Source organism: Flavobacterium johnsoniae UW101 (assembly GCF_000016645.1).
Classification (GTDB): Bacteria; Bacteroidota; Bacteroidia; order Flavobacteriales; family Flavobacteriaceae; genus Flavobacterium; species Flavobacterium johnsoniae.
In genome coordinates this window covers 3,295,790-3,313,541 of the sequence record NC_009441.1, presented here as the reverse complement: position 1 = coordinate 3,313,541, position 17,752 = coordinate 3,295,790, and the positions used below count along the sequence as shown (strand labels likewise).

Here is a 17,752-nt window from a genome sequence, read left to right as displayed (position 1 = left end):
AAGACTGTTTTTAGAAAAAGAGAATATATTTGTAAAACAGAATTTTCTCTACTAAAATAAACACCTTATGCGTTTTTTATATTTACTTTTTCTTTTTGTTTCACTACAAGCCGTACAAGCACAAAATCAATTTTCTGTTGAAGGAATATCATACAAAACAGCATTAGAAAATGCCAAAACGGAAGGCAAACCTGTTTTTGTTATGTTGTATGCTGATTGGTGTCCGCATTGTAATCAAATGAAAAAAGAAGTTTTCAGCGATCAAAAAGTGATGGATTTTTTGAATAAGAATTATGTGTGTGTCTGGAAAAATATCGAAAAAGAAGAAGGAATAGCTCTTAAAAACAAGTTCAAAACGACTTCTCTCCCATCGTTTTTATTCTTAGACTCAAATGAAACGCTTTTGTATGCTTTAAAAGGAGAAATGAAAACCCCGGAGTTTTTAGCCGAAGCAGGTTATGCATTAAATCCAAAATTTCAACTGCCTAATTTAGAAAAAGATTTTTTGGCTGACACTGGCAATGCCACAAAGTTTTTTAATTATTTGAATACTTTAAAGAAAGGAAAAGACAGAACTGAATTATCAATTCCGACACATATTTATCTGCAGACAAAGTCTGATGAACAATTAATAAGCGAAACTAACTGGCGTGTAATTGCTAATGGTGTTACTGATATTAATTCGAGAGAATTTCAATATGTTTTAAAACATCAAAAAGAATTTGTTGCTGTGGCTTCGCAAAATCGAGTTGACAGAAAAATAGAAAGTATTGTAAATGAATTGCTTCGTCCGTTAGTTGATAATTTAGACACTATAAATTATTACAAACAGAGAGAAGTTGCCAAATCTATCAAATTACAAAAAACAGATTCTATTGTTTTTAAATATGATTTGACGCTGGCTGAACGAACTGAAAAATGGAATTTCTACAAAAAAGTTACACTTGAAGATACTGAAAAACTGGCTTGGAACGATGCCAGTTTCTTAAAAGAAATAGGTCAGACTTACCTGAAACATATTGATGATAAAGAAAGTTTAAAAAAGTCAATTTCATGGGTACAGCATTCTTTAGAGCTAAATGATTCTTATGATGGAACTTTATTAGTTTCTAAACTTTATAATAAAATTAAAGATAAAAAATCGGCATTAAAATATGCCAAAGATGCTAAGGCAATTGGTAAAGAAATGGGCTGGAATACAAAAGATGTCGATGCTTTACTCGCCGAATTAAATTCAAAATAAACAAAAAAGCACACACGAATTTCACGGTTTTTTAATGACGTGAATTTTCAAAACAACCAAAACAATGAGCGTTATACTTAGACCTGCGACTGTAAATGATTTAGGGAAAATCCTTGAAATTGTTAATCATTCTATTCTGCATACAACAGCAAATTACAGTTATGATATTCAAACTATTGAGGTGCAAACAAAATGGTTTGAAGATAAAAAAGCCAAAAACCTTCCTATCGTAGTAGCCGATTTAGACGGCGAAGTTCTTGGTTTTGGAAGTTACGGCCAATTTAGAGAAAAAATTGGTTATCAATATACTGTAGAACATTCTGTTTATGTAGTTGATAATGTGATTGGAAAAGGCGTAGGATCAAAATTATTATCCGAATTAATCCGCCTGGCAAAAGAGCAGGGTTATCACGTTATGATAGGTGCTATCGACGCTGATAATGCAGGAAGCATTGCTTTTCATGAAAAGTTTGGTTTTGTGGAAACCGGAACTATTCGTGAAGTTGGTTATAAATTCGATCATTGGCTTGATCTTGTTTTTATGCAGCTAATCTTGAAATAATCTGAAGAAATTAATCTAAATAAAAAATCCAAATTCCAAAACTCGTAAGTCTTTGGAATTTGGATTTTTTTAATATTGAGATTAAAACCTTATCTGCTCCACTCAGAGATACTGTCTTTATTCATTTTTACGTAATCCTGATTGTTTGCGGCTTCTGCTGCGGCTAAAGAAGCTTTTGCAGTTTCAACTGCTCCTTTTTTATCGCCTTGTTTTGCCTGGATTAACGATTTTAATCTTGTAACATAATATGGCTTTTCAGTGCTCATATCTAAAGCTTTATCAACATAAGTTCTTGCTGTTTCGATATTTCCGTTTGAAGAAAATAAATACTGAGCAGATGCGTAATAATCATTCCAAGTTGGTCCTGCTAATGTTTTCTCGATACTTGCTACAGCAGTTTTAGCTGTCGGCACTTCAAATTTTAAAGCTACATGAGAGTTTTCCCAAGCCATTTCTAAATAAGCATAGTTTGGATCTAAGCCATTAATTCCAATTGTGAAAGTCTCAACTGGTGTTGGTAATGCATCTTCTTTTACAGTAGTTCTTAAAACAACATACTGATCGTTCCAGTTTTCAGGAAGTCCCCAGTTGTCTGTAGAAAGATAAAAGATAACTTCCCAGCTTTCGATTTTAGGAATAGTATAAATTGCATATTTACCTTTCTTTAAAGTCTTACCATCAATTACAACATCATCACTAAAATTAATGATCGTATTTTCGTTTGCTCCAGTTCTCCAAAGTTTACCAAACGGAACTAAATTACCAAAAACGGCTCTTCCTCTGGCACCTGGTCTTGAATAGGTAACTTCAACGTCGGTTAAACCAACTGTTTGTTTGATGTATGCTTTTGGACTCGCCTGCGGTGTTTTAACCTGAGCTTCTGCAGCAAAGGGAGCCAAAATAACAGCTAATGCAATAAGTATTTTTTTCATTATAGAGTTTATTTGTTTTTTTTCAAAATTACGAATTCAATTACCTAACAAATGTTAAATTTTATATAATTCAAGCTTTAAGCTGTGATATTTTTTCGGCATTTAATTCGTTAAAATGATTGATAATCATATCAGCATCAGAAAGATCCTGCATATACGAATGATTACTGTTATAACCCACACAATAAATTCCGGCGCCTTTTGCTGCTTTTACCCCATTTGTGCTGTCTTCGATTATAATACATTCTTCTTTTGGCGCAATTGATAATGAAGCTGCGTGAATAAAAATAGCAGGATTTGGTTTTGACTGCGGAAAATCTTCTCCGCTTACAATATGCGAAAAATACTGATGCAGATTAAATCTTGTAAATACACGTTCGATTGTAACTTTTGAAGCCGACGAAGCCAGAATCAATTGAATTCCGTTTGTATATAAATCTTTTATCAAATCTTCGACACCTTCTAATAGATATAAATCTTCTTTTGTGTCAAAAGCATCGTTAAAAAGGTTTCTTTTTCTTTGAATTAAATCTTCAACCTCATGCTCAATTGTCGGAAAATGTCCTTTTAAGGTTTGAAAAGTATTTCGGGTCGAGAATCCTGTAAATGAAGTGTACATTTCCTCAGGAACCTCAATATTTAATTCTGAAAATTGTTTGTAGTATGCATAACGATGAACGGGTTCTGTATCGACAATTACGCCGTCCATATCAAAAATTACTGTTTTAATCATTTTTTTTAAAGGTACTAAGGTTCTGAGGGACTAAGATTCTAAGGTTTATTGCTTGAGATTAAACTCTTATAAAGTTTTTATTTTTTAAGATACTAAAATTCAAAAGCCTTAGCAGCTGAGAATCTTAGTACCTTAATCTCTTATTTATTGATCAAATAACGAATTACCGTTTCAGCTGCATGAAGTCCAAATAATCCCGGCATATAGCTGTTTGTTCCGTAGAACGATTTTTTGAAGTTTTTCCCGTCAGTTAATTTTAAACTCTTCTCGTTTTGAATTTCTGATGAAAAAACAACTTTTAATTTATTGATATTTACTGCTTTTAAACGTTTACGAATTGTTTTAGAAAAATAACAGTTTATAGTTTTCGAAATATCAGCCACTTTTACTTTAGAAGCCAGCATTTTCCCTCCTGCTCCCATGCTGCTGATAATTTTAACTCTTTTGCGTTTTGCAGCAATAATTAAATTCAATTTTGGTGTAATACTGTCAATACAATCTAATACATAATCAAATTCTGGAGAAACGATTTCAAAAGCTCTTTCCGGCGATAAAAATTCCTGAACGCGGGTTAGTTTTAGTTCCGGATTAATATCCCTTAGACGATCACCGACAATTTTAATTTTTGGTTCGCCAACTGTAGAATGCAAAGCAGGCAATTGTCTGTTAATGTTGGTAATATCAACAACATCACCATCTACTATTGTCATGTTCCCTACTCCGGCTCTTGCCAAAAACTCAGCTGCAAACGATCCAACACCGCCTAAACCTACTACTAATACATTTGCATTACGCAAATTTTCTAATCCTTCTTTTGTAAATAAAAGCTCGGCTCTTTCTGTCCACTCTGCCATATTATATTTTTTGTTGTTTTATTTTTATTTGTTTCAAGTTTCAGATCAAAAACCTTTCACATTTTACTTTCAAATACAATTTTACAATTACTTGAAATAATATCCTGTAATTCTTTTATTGTTATGTTTTTATATTCTGATGCTATATTATAAACCTGCTGGATATCTTCTTCAATTGTATCGGTTTCTAAAAAGAAACGATCGTTTGGAACACTCTCAAAAACGATTTTTAAATCGGGATTCTTTAATAGATATTTCCCAAACGAAAGATAAAATCCATCTTTAATTAATTGTTCTGCAAGTTGTTTATTTTTAGAAAAACCGTGAATGATCATTGGAACAGAAATTTTTAATTTCTTTTTAATTGCCTTAATTTCCTGAAAAGCAGCAACACAATGAATTACTACAGGTTTCTTATATTTTTCGGCTAGAGCCAATTGTTTTTCAAAAACTATAATCTGCTGTTCTAACGGAATTTCGATTCGTTTATCTAAACCGCATTCACCAACAGCCAGGCAATTTTCGGCTTGCAGTTTATCTTCAATAATTTTCAGTTCTAAATCAATTTGATCTTCTTTAATATACCACGGATGAATTCCGATTGAATAAAACGGAATCGATTCATCAAATTCCTGCGGATATTGATTTACCAATTCTAGTATATTAGATTGATTTGTAAATTGATGTGTATGAAAATTAAAGAATTCCATTAATGAAAAGTCTTTACTCCTGCTTTAATTTCTACTTTCAAATCATTTTCAAGAGGAACTAGCGGACAAGAATATTTATGGTTGTAAGCGCAATACGGATTGTATGCCTGATTAAAATCGACAGCGATTGTGTCTCCTTTTGGTATTTTCAAATCGATATATCTGCCGCCAATATAACTTTCCTTCCCGCAGGTTAAATCTGAAAAAGGAAGAAATAAATGGTCTTTATATTCTTTTTGTTTAGAAAGCTCAATGTTTCTGTAAACATTTAACTGCATTTCGGTACCATTTAAAGTAAAAAATAAAGTACCGTATTTTATATATTTTGGCGTTCTGGCTCCGGTAGTTTTCATTTCGAAAACTTTTTCATTTTTTGCTTTTTCAAACTTTGCATTCACAAAAAAGTTCTCGTTAATTGGATAAAAATCTAAAGTTTGAAAAGTCTTTAAATCTTCTTCCATTAATGGACTTGTCTTAGCATCAGCATATTCTGAGTTAATCTGCTTTTGAAATTTTTCTGCTTCACTCTGACTGAATTTCATTTGGCAGAAACCAAAATTAAATGCTAATAACAAAACTAGGATAACACTTTTTTTCATCTGGAAAATTTTCTGCAAAAATAGTTTAAAAGTAACAAAGCAACAACCGTTGTACGTGACAAAGTTTCCTAACTTTGCAGCAATACACTAAAATATAATGCTTAAAACCGCTTTTAACCACTACATCAATAATTTTAAAGGATTTACAAGAGAAATTTGGATACTTACTTTAATTACTTTTATAAATCGTGCCGGTACAATGGTACTGCCTTTTTTATCTAAATATTTAAAAGAAGATCTTCATTTTTCTTATAATCAGGTTGGATGGATTATGGTTTCGTTTGGTTTAGGTTCTATGCTGGGTTCCTGGCTTGGCGGAAAACTCTCTGATAAAATTGGGTTTTATAAAATCATGATTTTTAGTTTGTTTACAACCGGAATTTCAATGTTCCTTGTACAATACATTACTACTTTTTTGGGTTTATGTGCCGCTATGTTTGTTTTAATGGCTATTGCAGATATGTTTCGTCCTGCAATGTTTGTTTCTTTGGGCGCTTATGCAAAACCCGAAAACAGAACGCGCGCCTTAACATTAGTACGTTTGGCAGTTAATTTAGGTTTTGCCGCTGGTCCTGCTCTTGGTGGTTTAATTATCATGGGAATGGGATATTCGGGATTGTTTTGGGTTGACGGAGCTTCGTGTATTCTTTCTATTTCCATTTTTGCCTTACTGGTTAAAGAAAAGAAAAAGACTGATCATGGCGATAAAACCGAAAGTGCTTCTAATACAAAATCGGTTTTTCATGATAAAATATTCTGGGTTTTCTTATTTGTAAGCTTTGTTACGGCTATGATTTTCTTTCAGCTCTTTACAACTTTACCTTTATATCATAATGAAAAGTACGGTTTAAGCGAACTGCAGACAGGGCTGTTAATGACTTTAAACGGACTTTTGATTTTTGCTTTAGAAATGCCGACTGTTGGTTTTATGGAAAGAAAAGCTTTTCCTAAAATCAGAATCATTATTATAGGATCGTTTATAATGGCTTTTAGTTTCATTTTATTGATGATTAACATCTGGGGCGGAATTCTCGTTATCAGCATGATTTGTATTTCTGTTGGTGAAATCCTTACTTTTCCTTTTTCTAATGCCTTTGCATTAAGCCGTGCCCCACGTGGTCAGGAAGGTCGTTATATGGCATTATATACGATGAGTTTTAGTCTTGCACACATTATTAGTTCTAAGGTTGGTTTCGAAATCATTTCTGATTTTGGTTACCAGATCAACTGGCTTTTTATGGCAAGTATTGGAATCTTTGCAACACTTTGCTGCATCTGGATTAAAAAAGCGCTTCTTCAGGAAAAGAAATAATAAATTTCCACTTTTTACATAAATCATTATTATTCAAATCATTAACTTTGATTTTGAATTACTTTTCTATGCTTTAAATTCAGCTTAAAACGAAATTTTTAGTTAAATAACTATTTTTATAGTTGCGTAACTAAAAAAATAGTTGTAGGTTTGAATTAAAATTAGAAAACATGCAAAAGTTAACCAACAAAGAAGAAGAGATAATGCAGATTTTATGGAAGCTTAAAAAAGCTTTTGTAAAAGAAATTCAGGCAGAAATTACTGAAGACCAGCCGCATTATAATACGCTTTCGACTATTGTTCGAAATCTGGAGGAAAAAGGTTTTGTGGCGCATAATGCTTTTGGGAATACGCACCAATATTATCCTATTGTTACTCTTGAAGCGTACAGCAAAAAATATATGAAAACTGCTATTGACAATTATTTTAACAGTTCATATAAAAATATGGTTTCGTTTTTTGCTAAAGAAGAAAAGATATCTGCAGCAGAGTTACGCGAAATATTAGATATGATCGAAAATCCAACAGAAAAAAAATAATCATTATGGAAGCACTATTTATTTATATCGCAAAATCGGCAGGTTTAATTACTATGTTTTATTGTGCTTACTACTTTTTACTTCGAAAAGAGACATTCTTTAACAGCAATAGATGGTTTTTACTTTTTGGTTTAATTACCTCAGTAATATTGCCTCTTATTGTGTACACAAAAGTAGTCTGGGTAAATCCTGCTTCTCTATCTGATTTGACTTTTTCACAAACCAATTTAATTGAAACCGCGTCAAATACACCCTTTACAATCAATTGGTTTTATTTGATTCTTTTTGCTTACGGCATTGGATTTATATCGCTTTTAATAAAGTTTGCTATTGATTTTTACAGTTTAAACTCGGTATTAAAAGGGAAAAAGATTTATCAGCAGGCTGATTTTAAATTTATTGATACAAACGAAAATATTGCACCTTTCTCCTATTTTGAATATATAGTGTACAACTCATCAATGTACACAGCATCAGAATTAGAAAATATTATTGAACACGAGAAAATACACAGCGATCAAAATCATACTGTAGATGTTTTGATTTCCAGAGCTTTTTGCATGCTTTTTTGGTTCAATCCCATAATATGGCTTTATAGAAAAGCAATTATTCAAAATTTGGAATTTATTGCAGATAAAGAAGCCGCTAAAAAATTAGAAGATAAAAAAGCGTATCAGTATACACTTTTAAAAATAACAACGCATGAAAATTGTGTTGCCATTACCAATCATTTTTTTCAATCATTAATCAAAAAACGAATAGTTATGTTAAACAAAAATCAATCTAAAAAGAGAAATTCATGGAAGTACTATGCGGTAATTCCTGCTCTTGCAGCTTTTGTTTTATTATTTCAAATTGAAGTAATCGCAAAAGAAAAACAGCAGACTGTAAAGGAAGTATCTGGAGAAATTAAATCTGTGGATGTTTACAAAATCAAGAAAAACTCAACAGATGCAAATTTGAATGAAATTAAGGAGAAACTGAAAAAACTCCACAATGTAGATTTTGAAGTTTCTGAAATAAAAAGAAATTCCAACAGCGATTTGACTTCTCTTAAAGTTAATATCAAAAACGGAAAACAGACAGCGCAGTCAATTCAAACTGGAGAAAATAGCCCTATTAAAGATTTTGCAGTTATTGTAACGACCAATAAAGACGACAGCAAAAGCGTAGGCATTCAGACTTATGACGAAATAAAAAATTCTAAAACTGACGGCGAACCTAAAGTCGCAATAAGCAAAAAACTTCAAACCAAAACAGAAACCAATGGAAGCAATAATTCTAATGTTAGTGCAAAAACTAACACTAATACTAACACAAATACTAGCACTACTGTAATAGTAAATTCTGATAATGACACCAAAGTAATTACAACTACAAAGGGTTCAACAGCTTCTTTTTCAAACGGAACAAAAGTAAGCATCAATGAAACTGACAAACTTATTGTTGTTGATGGAAAAGAAATGCCAAGCGGTTTTGACTATAATGATATTAATTCAAAAGACATTAAATCTGTAAATGTTTACACTGGAACCAATGCAGTGGCTAAATATGGTGAAAAAGGTGCCAATGGCGTAATCGAAATTGAAACCCGAAAATAAAAGTCTTTAACTTTTAATAACCAAAAAATGCAAAAACTAACCAACAAAGAAGAAGAAATAATGCATATTTTATGGAAGCTCAAAAAAGCTTTTGTAAAAGAGATTCAGGCAGAAATTACCGAAGATCAGCCGCATTATAACACACTTTCGACAATTGTGCGTAATCTCGAAGAAAAAGGTTTTGTTTCGCATAATGCCTTTGGGAATACACATCAATATTATCCCATTGTAACCTTAGAGACATACAGTAAAAAATATATGAATACTGCAATTGATAATTATTTCAATAGTTCGTATAAAAATATGGTTTCATTTTTTGCTAAAGAAGAAAAAATTTCGGCAGATGAATTGCGGGAAATTCTGGCTATGATCGAAAACCCTAAAGAAGAAAAATAATCATTATGGAAGCACTTTTTATTTTTATAGTTAAATCGAGCAGTTTAATCGCATTATTTTACTTTGCTTATTTCTTTCTGCTTCGAAAAGAAACTTTCTTTAATAGCAGCAGATGGTTTTTACTTGCCGGTTTAGTTACTTCGGTTGTACTACCTTTAGTAGTTTATACAAAAGTTGTCTGGATTGATCCGGTTCCGGTTCCTGTTTCATATACACCCGCTGCGAATTTTCAATATGTTTCAAATTTTCATCCGCAAATTGCCGAAAAGGAATCTTTTGAAATAAACTGGAATCTGGTTTCTCTGGTAATTTACGGTATTGGATTTGCTGCATTTATGATAAAATTTGGGATCGATTTTTACAGCTTAAATTCTGTTTTAAAAGGCAGAAAAATTGAACAGCAAGCCGATTTCAAATTTGTAGATGTAAATGAAAACATTGCTCCTTTCTCCTATTTTGATTATATCGTGTACAACTCATCAATGTACAGCGAAAAAGAATTAGAAAGCATTTTGGAACATGAGAAAGTGCACAGCGATCAGCATCATACTGTTGATGTAATAATTTCAAGAATCTTCTGTATTTTATTCTGGTTCAACCCAATAATCTGGTTGTACAAGAAAGTTATCCTTCAAAACTTAGAGTTCATCGCCGACAGTGAAGCCGCTAAAAAAATATCAGACAAAAAAGCATACCAATACACACTTTTAAAAATCACAACACATGAAACTTGTGTTGCAATCACCAATCATTTTTATCAATCATTAATCAAAAAACGAATTGTCATGTTAAACAAAAATCAATCAAAAAAATGGAATTACTGGAAATATTATGCTGTACTGCCTGTACTTGCATTATTTGTTCTATCATTCCAAATTAAAACAATCGCACAAGAGAAAAAAGAACTTCGCGAAAAAGCTGCGCTGACTTCTAAAAACCAAGATCCGGAAGTTATAAAAATCACAAAATCAACTACAGATCAAGAGCTTAAAGATTTGACGGCAAAACTAAAAACCGATCATAACATTAATCTTGAAATTTCGAATATCAAACGAAATAAAAATAATGAGCTTACAAGTATTAAGATCAGAGTCGTAAAAGAAAACGGTAAAGTACAGATTATCGAAATGAACAGTACAGAAGCTTTAAAAGACTGTTCTGTTGTAATTAATACAGATGAAAATGGTTCAAAAAGCGTTAGTTTAGTTACTGCAGATCAAATTGAGCATCCTATCGTAATTAAAAGAGAGGTTGCAGTAAGAGATACTAATGATTCAGATAACGAGAATGACGATGATGCTATTGCTCCCATAGCTCCTATCGCACCTGCTGCTCCAGCTTTTCCTGCAGGATTAATTCCGCCTTCTCCGGTAGATATGTCGAAAATGCCAAAAGCACCAATTGCTCCAAAAAACATTAATGATAAAGCTGCCTGGAGTAAATTTGAAAAAGATATGGCTGAATTTGAGAAAAAAATGAAGGTTATTGAACCACAGCTTACTGCATACGGAGATCAAATTGAAGCTATTATGGCTGAAAGAGAAGCTATCTACGAAAAACAAATGGCTAAATATGAAGTTGCTATGCAAAAATTCAATTCTGACATGGAAAAATACAGCAGAGATGTAGAAATTAGATATGGTCTAGATTCTAAAGATTACGAAAAAAGCATGAAGCAGTATGAAAAAGACATGAAGCAATATGAATTGGACATGAAGCAACATGAAAAAGATATGAAGCAGCATGCCAAAGACATGAAACAGCATGAGAAGGATATGAAGGAATGGGAAAAAGAAAACAGAAAATCTTAATTTTTACTTCTAAACCTCATAAATGAAAAAAACATTTAATGTTTTTTTGTTTCTGTTTGTTATAAATTTCAGCTTCGGCCAGAACACAAATAACCAATTAACAGAACAAAAAATAGACAGTTACATAAAAGAAGTAATTGAAGTAAATGAAATTCCCGGTACTGCACTCGCCGTAATAAAAAACGGAAAAGTCATTTATGAAAAGTATTTTGGAAAAGCTTCTCTGGAAGAAAATAAAGCAGTGGATAAAAACACTGCTTTTAAAATTTTCTCTACAACCAAACTAATCACAAATGTTGGTGTATTTCAGCTTATAGACAAAGGAAAACTTTCTTTAGAAGATCCTATTACAAAATATTTAGAAAATCTTCCTAAAGAATGGCAGGATATAAAAATTAAAAATCTGCTGACGCATTCTTCGGGCCTGCCTGATTTCGTTAAGTTTGATGATATTTCTATTTCAATTCCCTATTCTGAAAAACTTGCTATTTTATCAAAAAAGCCAATGGAGTTTGCAACCGGAAATGAATATCGCTACAATCAGACTAACTATTTGTTTCTTGCTAAAATTATTGAAAAAATTACGGGACAGACTTTTGAAGATTATATCTTACAAAATCAATTTCCATCAATACAATCTGGTGTTTATTTTTCATCAAACTTTGGCGAAGCACATCCTAACAGCGCTTTTAGGTATGTTAACTATAATTATGAAACGAAAAAATATACTAAGAGTACAACAAACAGCGGTTTTGATGCTCACTCGTCTAATGGGCTGAATATTACATTGCAGAATTTTATAAAATGGAATAAAAATCTGGATAATGATATTTTTCTTAAAAAGGAAACCAAATATTCTATGTGGAAACCTTTTTCTTATGGTAATCAAACAGATCGTTTTGGATACGGATGGGAAATTACTCCTTTGAACAAAATTTTATCTTACGGATTCAGCGGCGGTAATGAAACAGCTTTTAGAAAATTTGTTAAGAATGATTTGACTATCATATTTTTATCTAACGGGCACAAATATTCTAATTTATACATTCACAGTCAGGTAATTAATCATGTAGCTTCAATCGCAGATCCAGGTCTTACTGATGAATATTTATTAGCCGATGAAAAAATAACTCAGGATTTTTTAAAACTTGATATTGATAAATCAACTCAAAACTATTTCAATTTGAAAAAAGTTCATCCTGAATGGGATTTTGAATTTCGCTTAAATGCTATTGGTTATACTTTAATGAATTACGGCAGAATTAATGACGCGATAAAAGTTTTTGAAATAAATACAAAAGAAAATCCAAAATCAGGAAATGCATTTGATAGTCTGGCTGAAGGATTATTTAATAACAATCAGTTTGAAATTTCGAAAGAAAACTATAAAAAAGCATTAGAATTAAATCCAGACAATACTAACGCCAAAGAAATGTTGGATAAAATCAAAAAGATTACAGAAAAGAAATCGTAAAAGAGTTCTTCCTTAAACCACAAAAAAGACTTTGCCAGCTGCAAAGTCTTTTTTTATATCTTTGAAAAAACAAATCTGCTATGTATAAATTTTTAGCCAAATTAAATAAAATTCTGCTGCCTAGTTTTACAAAACAAGGACTGGACATTTCAAAAGCAAAGAAATGGCAGATGGCGATAATTGGTTATCGCGCCTTTGTTACCAAACGAGCTTTGGGCAATTAAATCAAATATATCTTTTGTTTAACAGAAATGGTTCACTCATATTTCTGTATTCCCTTTTATGAAAAATAAAGAAATTAAACTCCCTCCTGTTCCGGCTGTATTATTAGCTATTATTAGTGTGCAGTGCGGCGCTGCAATTGCTAAAACACTTTTTCCGGCAATTGGAGCAGCAGGAACTGCTTCTATACGTATTGGTGTTTCGGCGCTGATTTTATTATTAGCTTACAGACCTAATTTGAAAACCATAACGTCTGATCAATGGAAAATTGTAATTCCGTACGGTTTATCGTTAGGAGCAATGAATTTGATTTTTTATTTTGCTATCGAAAGAATTCCTATTGGCTTAGCTGTTACTTTAGAGTTCGTTGGTCCTTTGCTGTTAGCCATTGCAGGTTCAAAACGTTTAGTTGACTACTGCTGGGTTTTATTGGCGGCAATTGGAATTTTACTAATTGCACCCTGGACAAATGACCGTTTAGATCCTTTAGGGATTTTATGCGCACTTTTAGCCGGAGCATTTTGGGCAGCGTATATTGTTTTAGGCGGAAAAATTTCAAAAATAATGAACGATGGTCATGCAGTGTCAACCGGAATGTTGTTTGCTGCTATTTTAGTATTGCCTTTTGGTTTCATTGAAAACGGATTAACCAATCTTACGCCAAAACTTTTCGGAATGGGTGTTGCATTGGCCCTTTTATCCAGTGCTATTCCGTTTACTTTAGAAATGAAAGCATTAGGACAGCTTCCTCCGCGTACTTTTAGTATTTTAATGAGTTTAGAACCAGCTGCAGCATCTATCTGCGCTTTTATTTTCCTTCAGGAAAATCTTAGTTTCTATGAAATTTTAGCCGTAGTTTGTGTTGTAATTGCTTCTGCCGGAAGTACTTTAACTGCAAAAAAATAAAAAAAAGGCCTGCTTTATAAGCAGGACTTTTTCATTATAGGCATTCTGTTTTGGAGATTTTTATTATTTTTTTGGTAATAATACTGCATCAACTACATGAATAACACCATTTGACTGATTCACATCTGCAATTGTTACTTTAGATTTATTACCATTTTCATCTGTAATATATAAATCTTTTCCTTTCATCCAGGCTGTAAGAGTACCACCGCTAACCGTTTTTAGAGTTGCTTTTCCTTTTCCTTCTTTTATTGCTTTTGCAATATCAGATGCGTTCATTTTTCCTGCAACAACATGATAGGTCAAGATCGTTTGAAGTGTTTTTTTGTTTTCAGGTTTTAATAATGATTCTACAGTTCCTTTTGGTAATTTATCAAAAGCAGCATTAGTTGGAGCAAAAACAGTGAATGGCCCAGCACCTTGAAGTGTTTCTACTAACCCGGCAGCTTTTACAGCAGCAACAAGTGTTGTGTGGTCTTTAGAATTAACCGCATTTTCAATTATATTTTTATTTGGGTACATAGCTGCTCCGCCAACCATTACTGATTTTTGAGCATTTGATGTAAATGCAAATCCTAAAGCTAAAACTGCCACTGCTAAAAATTTTCTAGTTTTCATAATAAATGTTTTTAAGTTATAAGCTCATTTACGGGGATAAAGTTGTTTTGGTTTTATTAAATTTTCAAAAAAGTTTAATAAATATTAAAATATCATCAAATAACACTGTAAAACAAAGACTTAATGCTCAAATAATTTTTTAATTATTTTTAAATTTGATCATGGTGGTATGTTAAATTTATTTTTAACTTTAGTAAATAAATTCATTATTTTATGAAAAATCTACCTAAAAAAGTAAGAAGCAAAAAATTAAGTTCAAGAGTTGATTTAACCGCAATGGTCAGCGTTTCCTTTTTGCTGATTATATTTTTTATGGTTGTTGGAGAATTGTCTAAAGCTAAAATTATGAATTTGAGTCTGCCACATAATAATGAAGGAAGAATCTCTTGCGGAACAATACGAGAAGGAGAATATAGATCAATAACAGTAATTTTAGATGATAATAATAGATTGATATATTACATGGGATTAGTGAGCTCTCCCATTATAGCTCCAAAAGAAATTCAATACGGTAAAGAAGGAATACGCAAAGAATTGTTAAGCAGAAAACAAAATATCCTTAATTATTCTTCTAAAAATGTGAGACCCGAAAATCTCATTGTAATTATAAAACCAAGTAAAAAATCTAATTTTAAAAACCTAGTTGATATATTAGATGAAATGGCTATTGCAGAAATAAGTACTTATGCTATTGTCCCAGAATTTACACCCGAAGAATCTAAATTATTAGCTTCAAAATAACTCCTTTTACTAAACTAGAATCTATGAAAAATCTACCACAAAAAGTCAGAAGTAAAAAATTAAGTTCTAGAATTGATTTAACCGCAATGGTCAGCGTTTCCTTTATGCTGATTATATTTTTTATGGTTATTGGAGAATTGTCTAAATATAAGGCTATGGATTTGGGTTTACCAGACAAGGATTGTGATGATTGTCATTCTGGCTGTATTGATGCAACAAGACTTTATACAATTTTATTAGATAAAAATGACAAGATAATTACATATTCAGGTCTATTAGAATATCCTACTCATTTAACAAAAGAAATTGGATTTGGAAAAAATGGTATTCAAAAAGAAGTTTTTCTTAAGAAAAAAGAAATACAGAACTATATGGCAGCGATGGGAAAATACAAAAGTGGTGTTATTGTAATTATAAAACCCAGCAAAAATTCAAACTATGGCAATTTAGTTGATATTTTGGATGAAATGAAAATTGCCAATATAGACACTTATGCTATTGTAAATGATTTTACTCCAGAAGAAGAAAAACTATTAGCTTCAAAATAGAAAAAATCATTTTCAAAAGGGGTCTCGACTCCGCTCGAACTGACAAACGAAACAAACCTGAAACCTAAAATACAAAAAAAGTCCCACATTGCTGTGGGACTTTCTATTTATAAAAAATCTAAGAATTATTTTTTCTCAGTTTTTTCCATTTTAGCTTTTAAAGCAGCTAATACATCATTGTTGTCACCTAAAGTCGCAGCTGGTGCGTTTGTAGATGCAGATGCAGTAGTTTCAGCAGCAGCTTTCACGTTTTTCTCTTCTTCTTCTCTGAAGATAGCAGTGTGAGAAGCAACTACTCTTTTGAATTCTTTGTTGAATTCAATTACTTTGAAATCAGCTGTATCACCTTTTTTCAATTTTTTTCCGTCTTCTTTTTCAAGGTGACGAGTAGGAATGAAAGCAACGATATCATCTCCGAATTCTACAGTAGCTCCTTTGTCAACGATTTCAGAAATCTCACCGTTGTGGATAGTTCCTACAGCGAAAGAATCTTCGTATTGATCCCAAGGATTAGCAGTAGTTTGTTTGTGACCTAAAGATAATTTACGTCCTTCAACATCTAACTCTAATACAACAACATCAAGTTTTTCTCCAACGTTTACAAACTCAGATGGGTGTTTAATTTTCTTAGTCCAAGATAAGTCAGAAATGTAGATTAATCCATCAATTCCTTCTTCTAATTCTACGAAAATACCAAAGTTTGTAAAGTTTCTAACGATACCTGTATGTTTAGAACCTACTGGGTATTTAGAAGTAATGTCAGTCCATGGATCTTGAGTTAATTGTTTGATACCTAATGACATCTTACGATCTTCTCTGTCTAGAGTTAAAATAACTGCTTCAACAACATCTCCAACTTTCACGAAGTCCTGAGCAGAACGTAAGTGAGTTGACCATGACATTTCAGAAACGTGGATTAAACCTTCAACACCTTCAGCAACTTCGATAAATGCACCGTAATCAGCGATTACAACTACTTTACCTTTAACTTTATCACCAACAGTTAAGTTAGCATCTAAAGCATCCCATGGGTGAGCGTTTAATTGTTTCAATCCTAATTGAATTCTTGTTTTCTCATCATCGAAATCAAGGATTACAACGTTTAATTTTTGGTCTAATTCAAGAACTTCACTTGGGTGGTTGATTCTACTCCAAGAAAGGTCAGTAATGTGAATTAATCCGTCAACACCACCTAAGTCAATGAACACACCATAAGAAGTAATGTTTTTAACAACACCTTCTAATACTTGTCCTTTTTGTAATTGACCGATGATCTCTTTTTTCTGTACTTCAATATCGGCCTCAATAAGAGCTTTATGAGATACAACTACGTTTTTGAATTCGTGGTTGATTTTTACCACTTTGAATTCCATCATTTTGTTTACATATACATCGTAGTCTCTAATTGGCTTAACGTCAATTTGAGATCCAGGTAAGAACGCTTCGATACCGAATACGTCAACAATCATACCTCCTTTAGTTCTGCATTTAACAAAACCGTTAACGATTTCTCCAGTTTCATTAGCTGCAATAACTCTATCCCAAGATTTGATAGTACGTGCTTTTCTGTGAGATAATACTAATTGACCTGTTTTATCCTCACGGATGTCGATTAATACTTCTACTTTGTCACCTACTTTTAAATTTGGGTTGTAACGAAATTCGTTTAAAGAAATAACACCTTCAGATTTAGCATTGATATCAACGATAACGTCTCTATCTGTAATTCTAACTACAACTCCTTCAACTACTTCTTCTTGATCTGTAGCGATGAAAGTTTTTGATACTAGTTCTTCAAACTCTTGTAAGTTTTTTTCATCTACTGCATCGATTCCTTCTTGGAAGTTGTGCCAGTTAAAATTTGCTAAAAACTCTTCTTGTGATTTTGTTTGTTCAGACATGCTGATAAAAAAATTTGTATTCTGTTTTTCTCGAGTTTCTCTATGCGATA

General features: G+C 32.1%; 19 protein-coding genes. 12 read left to right on the top strand and 7 right to left on the bottom strand.

Annotated elements, in window-relative coordinates:
• Nucleotides 1-67 precede the first annotated feature (67 nt).
• Together FJOH_RS14430 and FJOH_RS14425 are read left to right on the top strand one after the other, a co-directional pair.
• Nucleotides 68-1,243 (top strand): thioredoxin family protein, encoded by a 1,176-nt coding sequence (locus tag FJOH_RS14430; RefSeq protein WP_012024841.1) that lies wholly within the window; start codon nt 68-70, stop codon nt 1,241-1,243.
• A 64-nt stretch (nt 1,244-1,307) separates the two neighbouring features.
• Nucleotides 1,308-1,805: a GNAT family N-acetyltransferase gene (locus tag FJOH_RS14425; protein WP_012024840.1), complete on the top strand. Its 498-nt coding sequence runs from the start codon at nt 1,308-1,310 to the stop codon at nt 1,803-1,805.
• Between the two features lie 89 nt (nt 1,806-1,894).
• On the opposite strand, the gene FJOH_RS14420 is transcribed toward FJOH_RS14425, so the two are convergent.
• The 5 genes from FJOH_RS14420 to FJOH_RS14400 form a co-directional block, all read right to left on the bottom strand.
• Nucleotides 1,895-2,737, bottom strand: coding sequence for a DUF2911 domain-containing protein (locus tag FJOH_RS14420; RefSeq protein ID WP_012024839.1), 843 nt, complete (start codon nt 2,735-2,737; stop codon nt 1,895-1,897).
• Between the two features lie 70 nt (nt 2,738-2,807).
• Nucleotides 2,808-3,470, bottom strand: coding sequence for an HAD family hydrolase (locus FJOH_RS14415; protein ID WP_012024838.1), 663 nt, complete (start codon nt 3,468-3,470; stop codon nt 2,808-2,810).
• A 140-nt stretch (nt 3,471-3,610) separates the two neighbouring features.
• Nucleotides 3,611-4,324: a tRNA threonylcarbamoyladenosine dehydratase gene (locus tag FJOH_RS14410; RefSeq protein ID WP_012024837.1), complete on the bottom strand. Its 714-nt coding sequence runs from the start codon at nt 4,322-4,324 to the stop codon at nt 3,611-3,613.
• A 56-nt stretch (nt 4,325-4,380) separates the two neighbouring features.
• Nucleotides 4,381-5,034 (bottom strand): TatD family hydrolase, encoded by a 654-nt coding sequence (locus FJOH_RS14405; protein ID WP_012024836.1) that lies wholly within the window; start codon nt 5,032-5,034, stop codon nt 4,381-4,383.
• Nucleotides 5,034-5,633 (bottom strand): DUF1684 domain-containing protein, encoded by a 600-nt coding sequence (locus FJOH_RS14400; RefSeq protein WP_012024835.1) that lies wholly within the window; start codon nt 5,631-5,633, stop codon nt 5,034-5,036. Before FJOH_RS14400 ends, FJOH_RS14405 begins: the two co-directional genes overlap by 1 nt.
• A 97-nt stretch (nt 5,634-5,730) precedes the next feature.
• On the opposite strand from FJOH_RS14400, the gene FJOH_RS14395 reads away from it, so the two are divergent.
• From FJOH_RS14395 to FJOH_RS14360, 8 genes are all read left to right on the top strand, one after another.
• The gene (locus tag FJOH_RS14395) at nt 5,731-6,945 is read left to right on the top strand and encodes an MDR family MFS transporter (RefSeq protein ID WP_012024834.1); all 1,215 of its coding nucleotides are present in this window, start codon (nt 5,731-5,733) and stop codon (nt 6,943-6,945) included.
• Between the two features lie 170 nt (nt 6,946-7,115).
• Nucleotides 7,116-7,484, top strand: coding sequence for a BlaI/MecI/CopY family transcriptional regulator (locus FJOH_RS14390; protein WP_012024833.1), 369 nt, complete (start codon nt 7,116-7,118; stop codon nt 7,482-7,484).
• A gap of 5 nt (nt 7,485-7,489) precedes the next feature.
• On the top strand, nt 7,490-9,085 hold the full coding sequence (locus tag FJOH_RS14385; protein WP_044047757.1) for a M56 family metallopeptidase: 1,596 nt from the start codon (nt 7,490-7,492) through the stop codon (nt 9,083-9,085).
• 27 nt (nt 9,086-9,112) lie between these two features.
• Nucleotides 9,113-9,481, top strand: coding sequence for a BlaI/MecI/CopY family transcriptional regulator (locus tag FJOH_RS14380; RefSeq protein WP_012024831.1), 369 nt, complete (start codon nt 9,113-9,115; stop codon nt 9,479-9,481).
• A gap of 5 nt (nt 9,482-9,486) precedes the next feature.
• Nucleotides 9,487-11,292: a M56 family metallopeptidase gene (locus tag FJOH_RS14375; RefSeq protein ID WP_012024830.1), complete on the top strand. Its 1,806-nt coding sequence runs from the start codon at nt 9,487-9,489 to the stop codon at nt 11,290-11,292.
• A gap of 22 nt (nt 11,293-11,314) precedes the next feature.
• Nucleotides 11,315-12,766 (top strand): serine hydrolase domain-containing protein, encoded by a 1,452-nt coding sequence (locus FJOH_RS14370; protein ID WP_012024829.1) that lies wholly within the window; start codon nt 11,315-11,317, stop codon nt 12,764-12,766.
• An 80-nt stretch (nt 12,767-12,846) separates the two neighbouring features.
• Nucleotides 12,847-12,990 carry a hypothetical protein gene (locus FJOH_RS14365; protein WP_012024828.1) on the top strand — a complete coding sequence of 48 codons (144 nt, stop codon included), beginning with the start codon at nt 12,847-12,849 and terminating at the stop codon, nt 12,988-12,990.
• A gap of 58 nt (nt 12,991-13,048) precedes the next feature.
• Complete coding sequence (locus FJOH_RS14360; protein WP_012024827.1) at nt 13,049-13,894, top strand: EamA family transporter; 846 nt, start codon at nt 13,049-13,051, stop codon at nt 13,892-13,894.
• Nucleotides 13,895-13,957: 63 nt separating this feature from the next.
• On the opposite strand, the gene FJOH_RS14355 is transcribed toward FJOH_RS14360, so the two are convergent.
• Nucleotides 13,958-14,512: a fasciclin domain-containing protein gene (locus FJOH_RS14355; protein WP_012024826.1), complete on the bottom strand. Its 555-nt coding sequence runs from the start codon at nt 14,510-14,512 to the stop codon at nt 13,958-13,960.
• Between the two features lie 213 nt (nt 14,513-14,725).
• On the opposite strand from FJOH_RS14355, the gene FJOH_RS14350 reads away from it, so the two are divergent.
• Together FJOH_RS14350 and FJOH_RS14345 are read left to right on the top strand one after the other, a co-directional pair.
• Nucleotides 14,726-15,253, top strand: a complete 528-nt coding sequence (locus FJOH_RS14350; protein WP_012024825.1) for an ExbD/TolR family protein — start codon at nt 14,726-14,728, stop codon at nt 15,251-15,253.
• Nucleotides 15,254-15,276: 23 nt separating this feature from the next.
• A complete protein-coding gene (locus FJOH_RS14345) occupies nt 15,277-15,801 on the top strand; it encodes an ExbD/TolR family protein (protein WP_012024824.1) in 525 nt (174 codons plus the stop codon).
• Nucleotides 15,802-15,926: 125 nt separating this feature from the next.
• Here FJOH_RS14345 and rpsA read toward each other — a convergent pair whose 3' ends face one another.
• The gene (gene rpsA, locus FJOH_RS14340) at nt 15,927-17,702 is read right to left on the bottom strand and encodes a 30S ribosomal protein S1 (RefSeq protein WP_012024823.1); all 1,776 of its coding nucleotides are present in this window, start codon (nt 17,700-17,702) and stop codon (nt 15,927-15,929) included.
• Between the last annotated feature and the right edge of the window lie 50 nt (nt 17,703-17,752).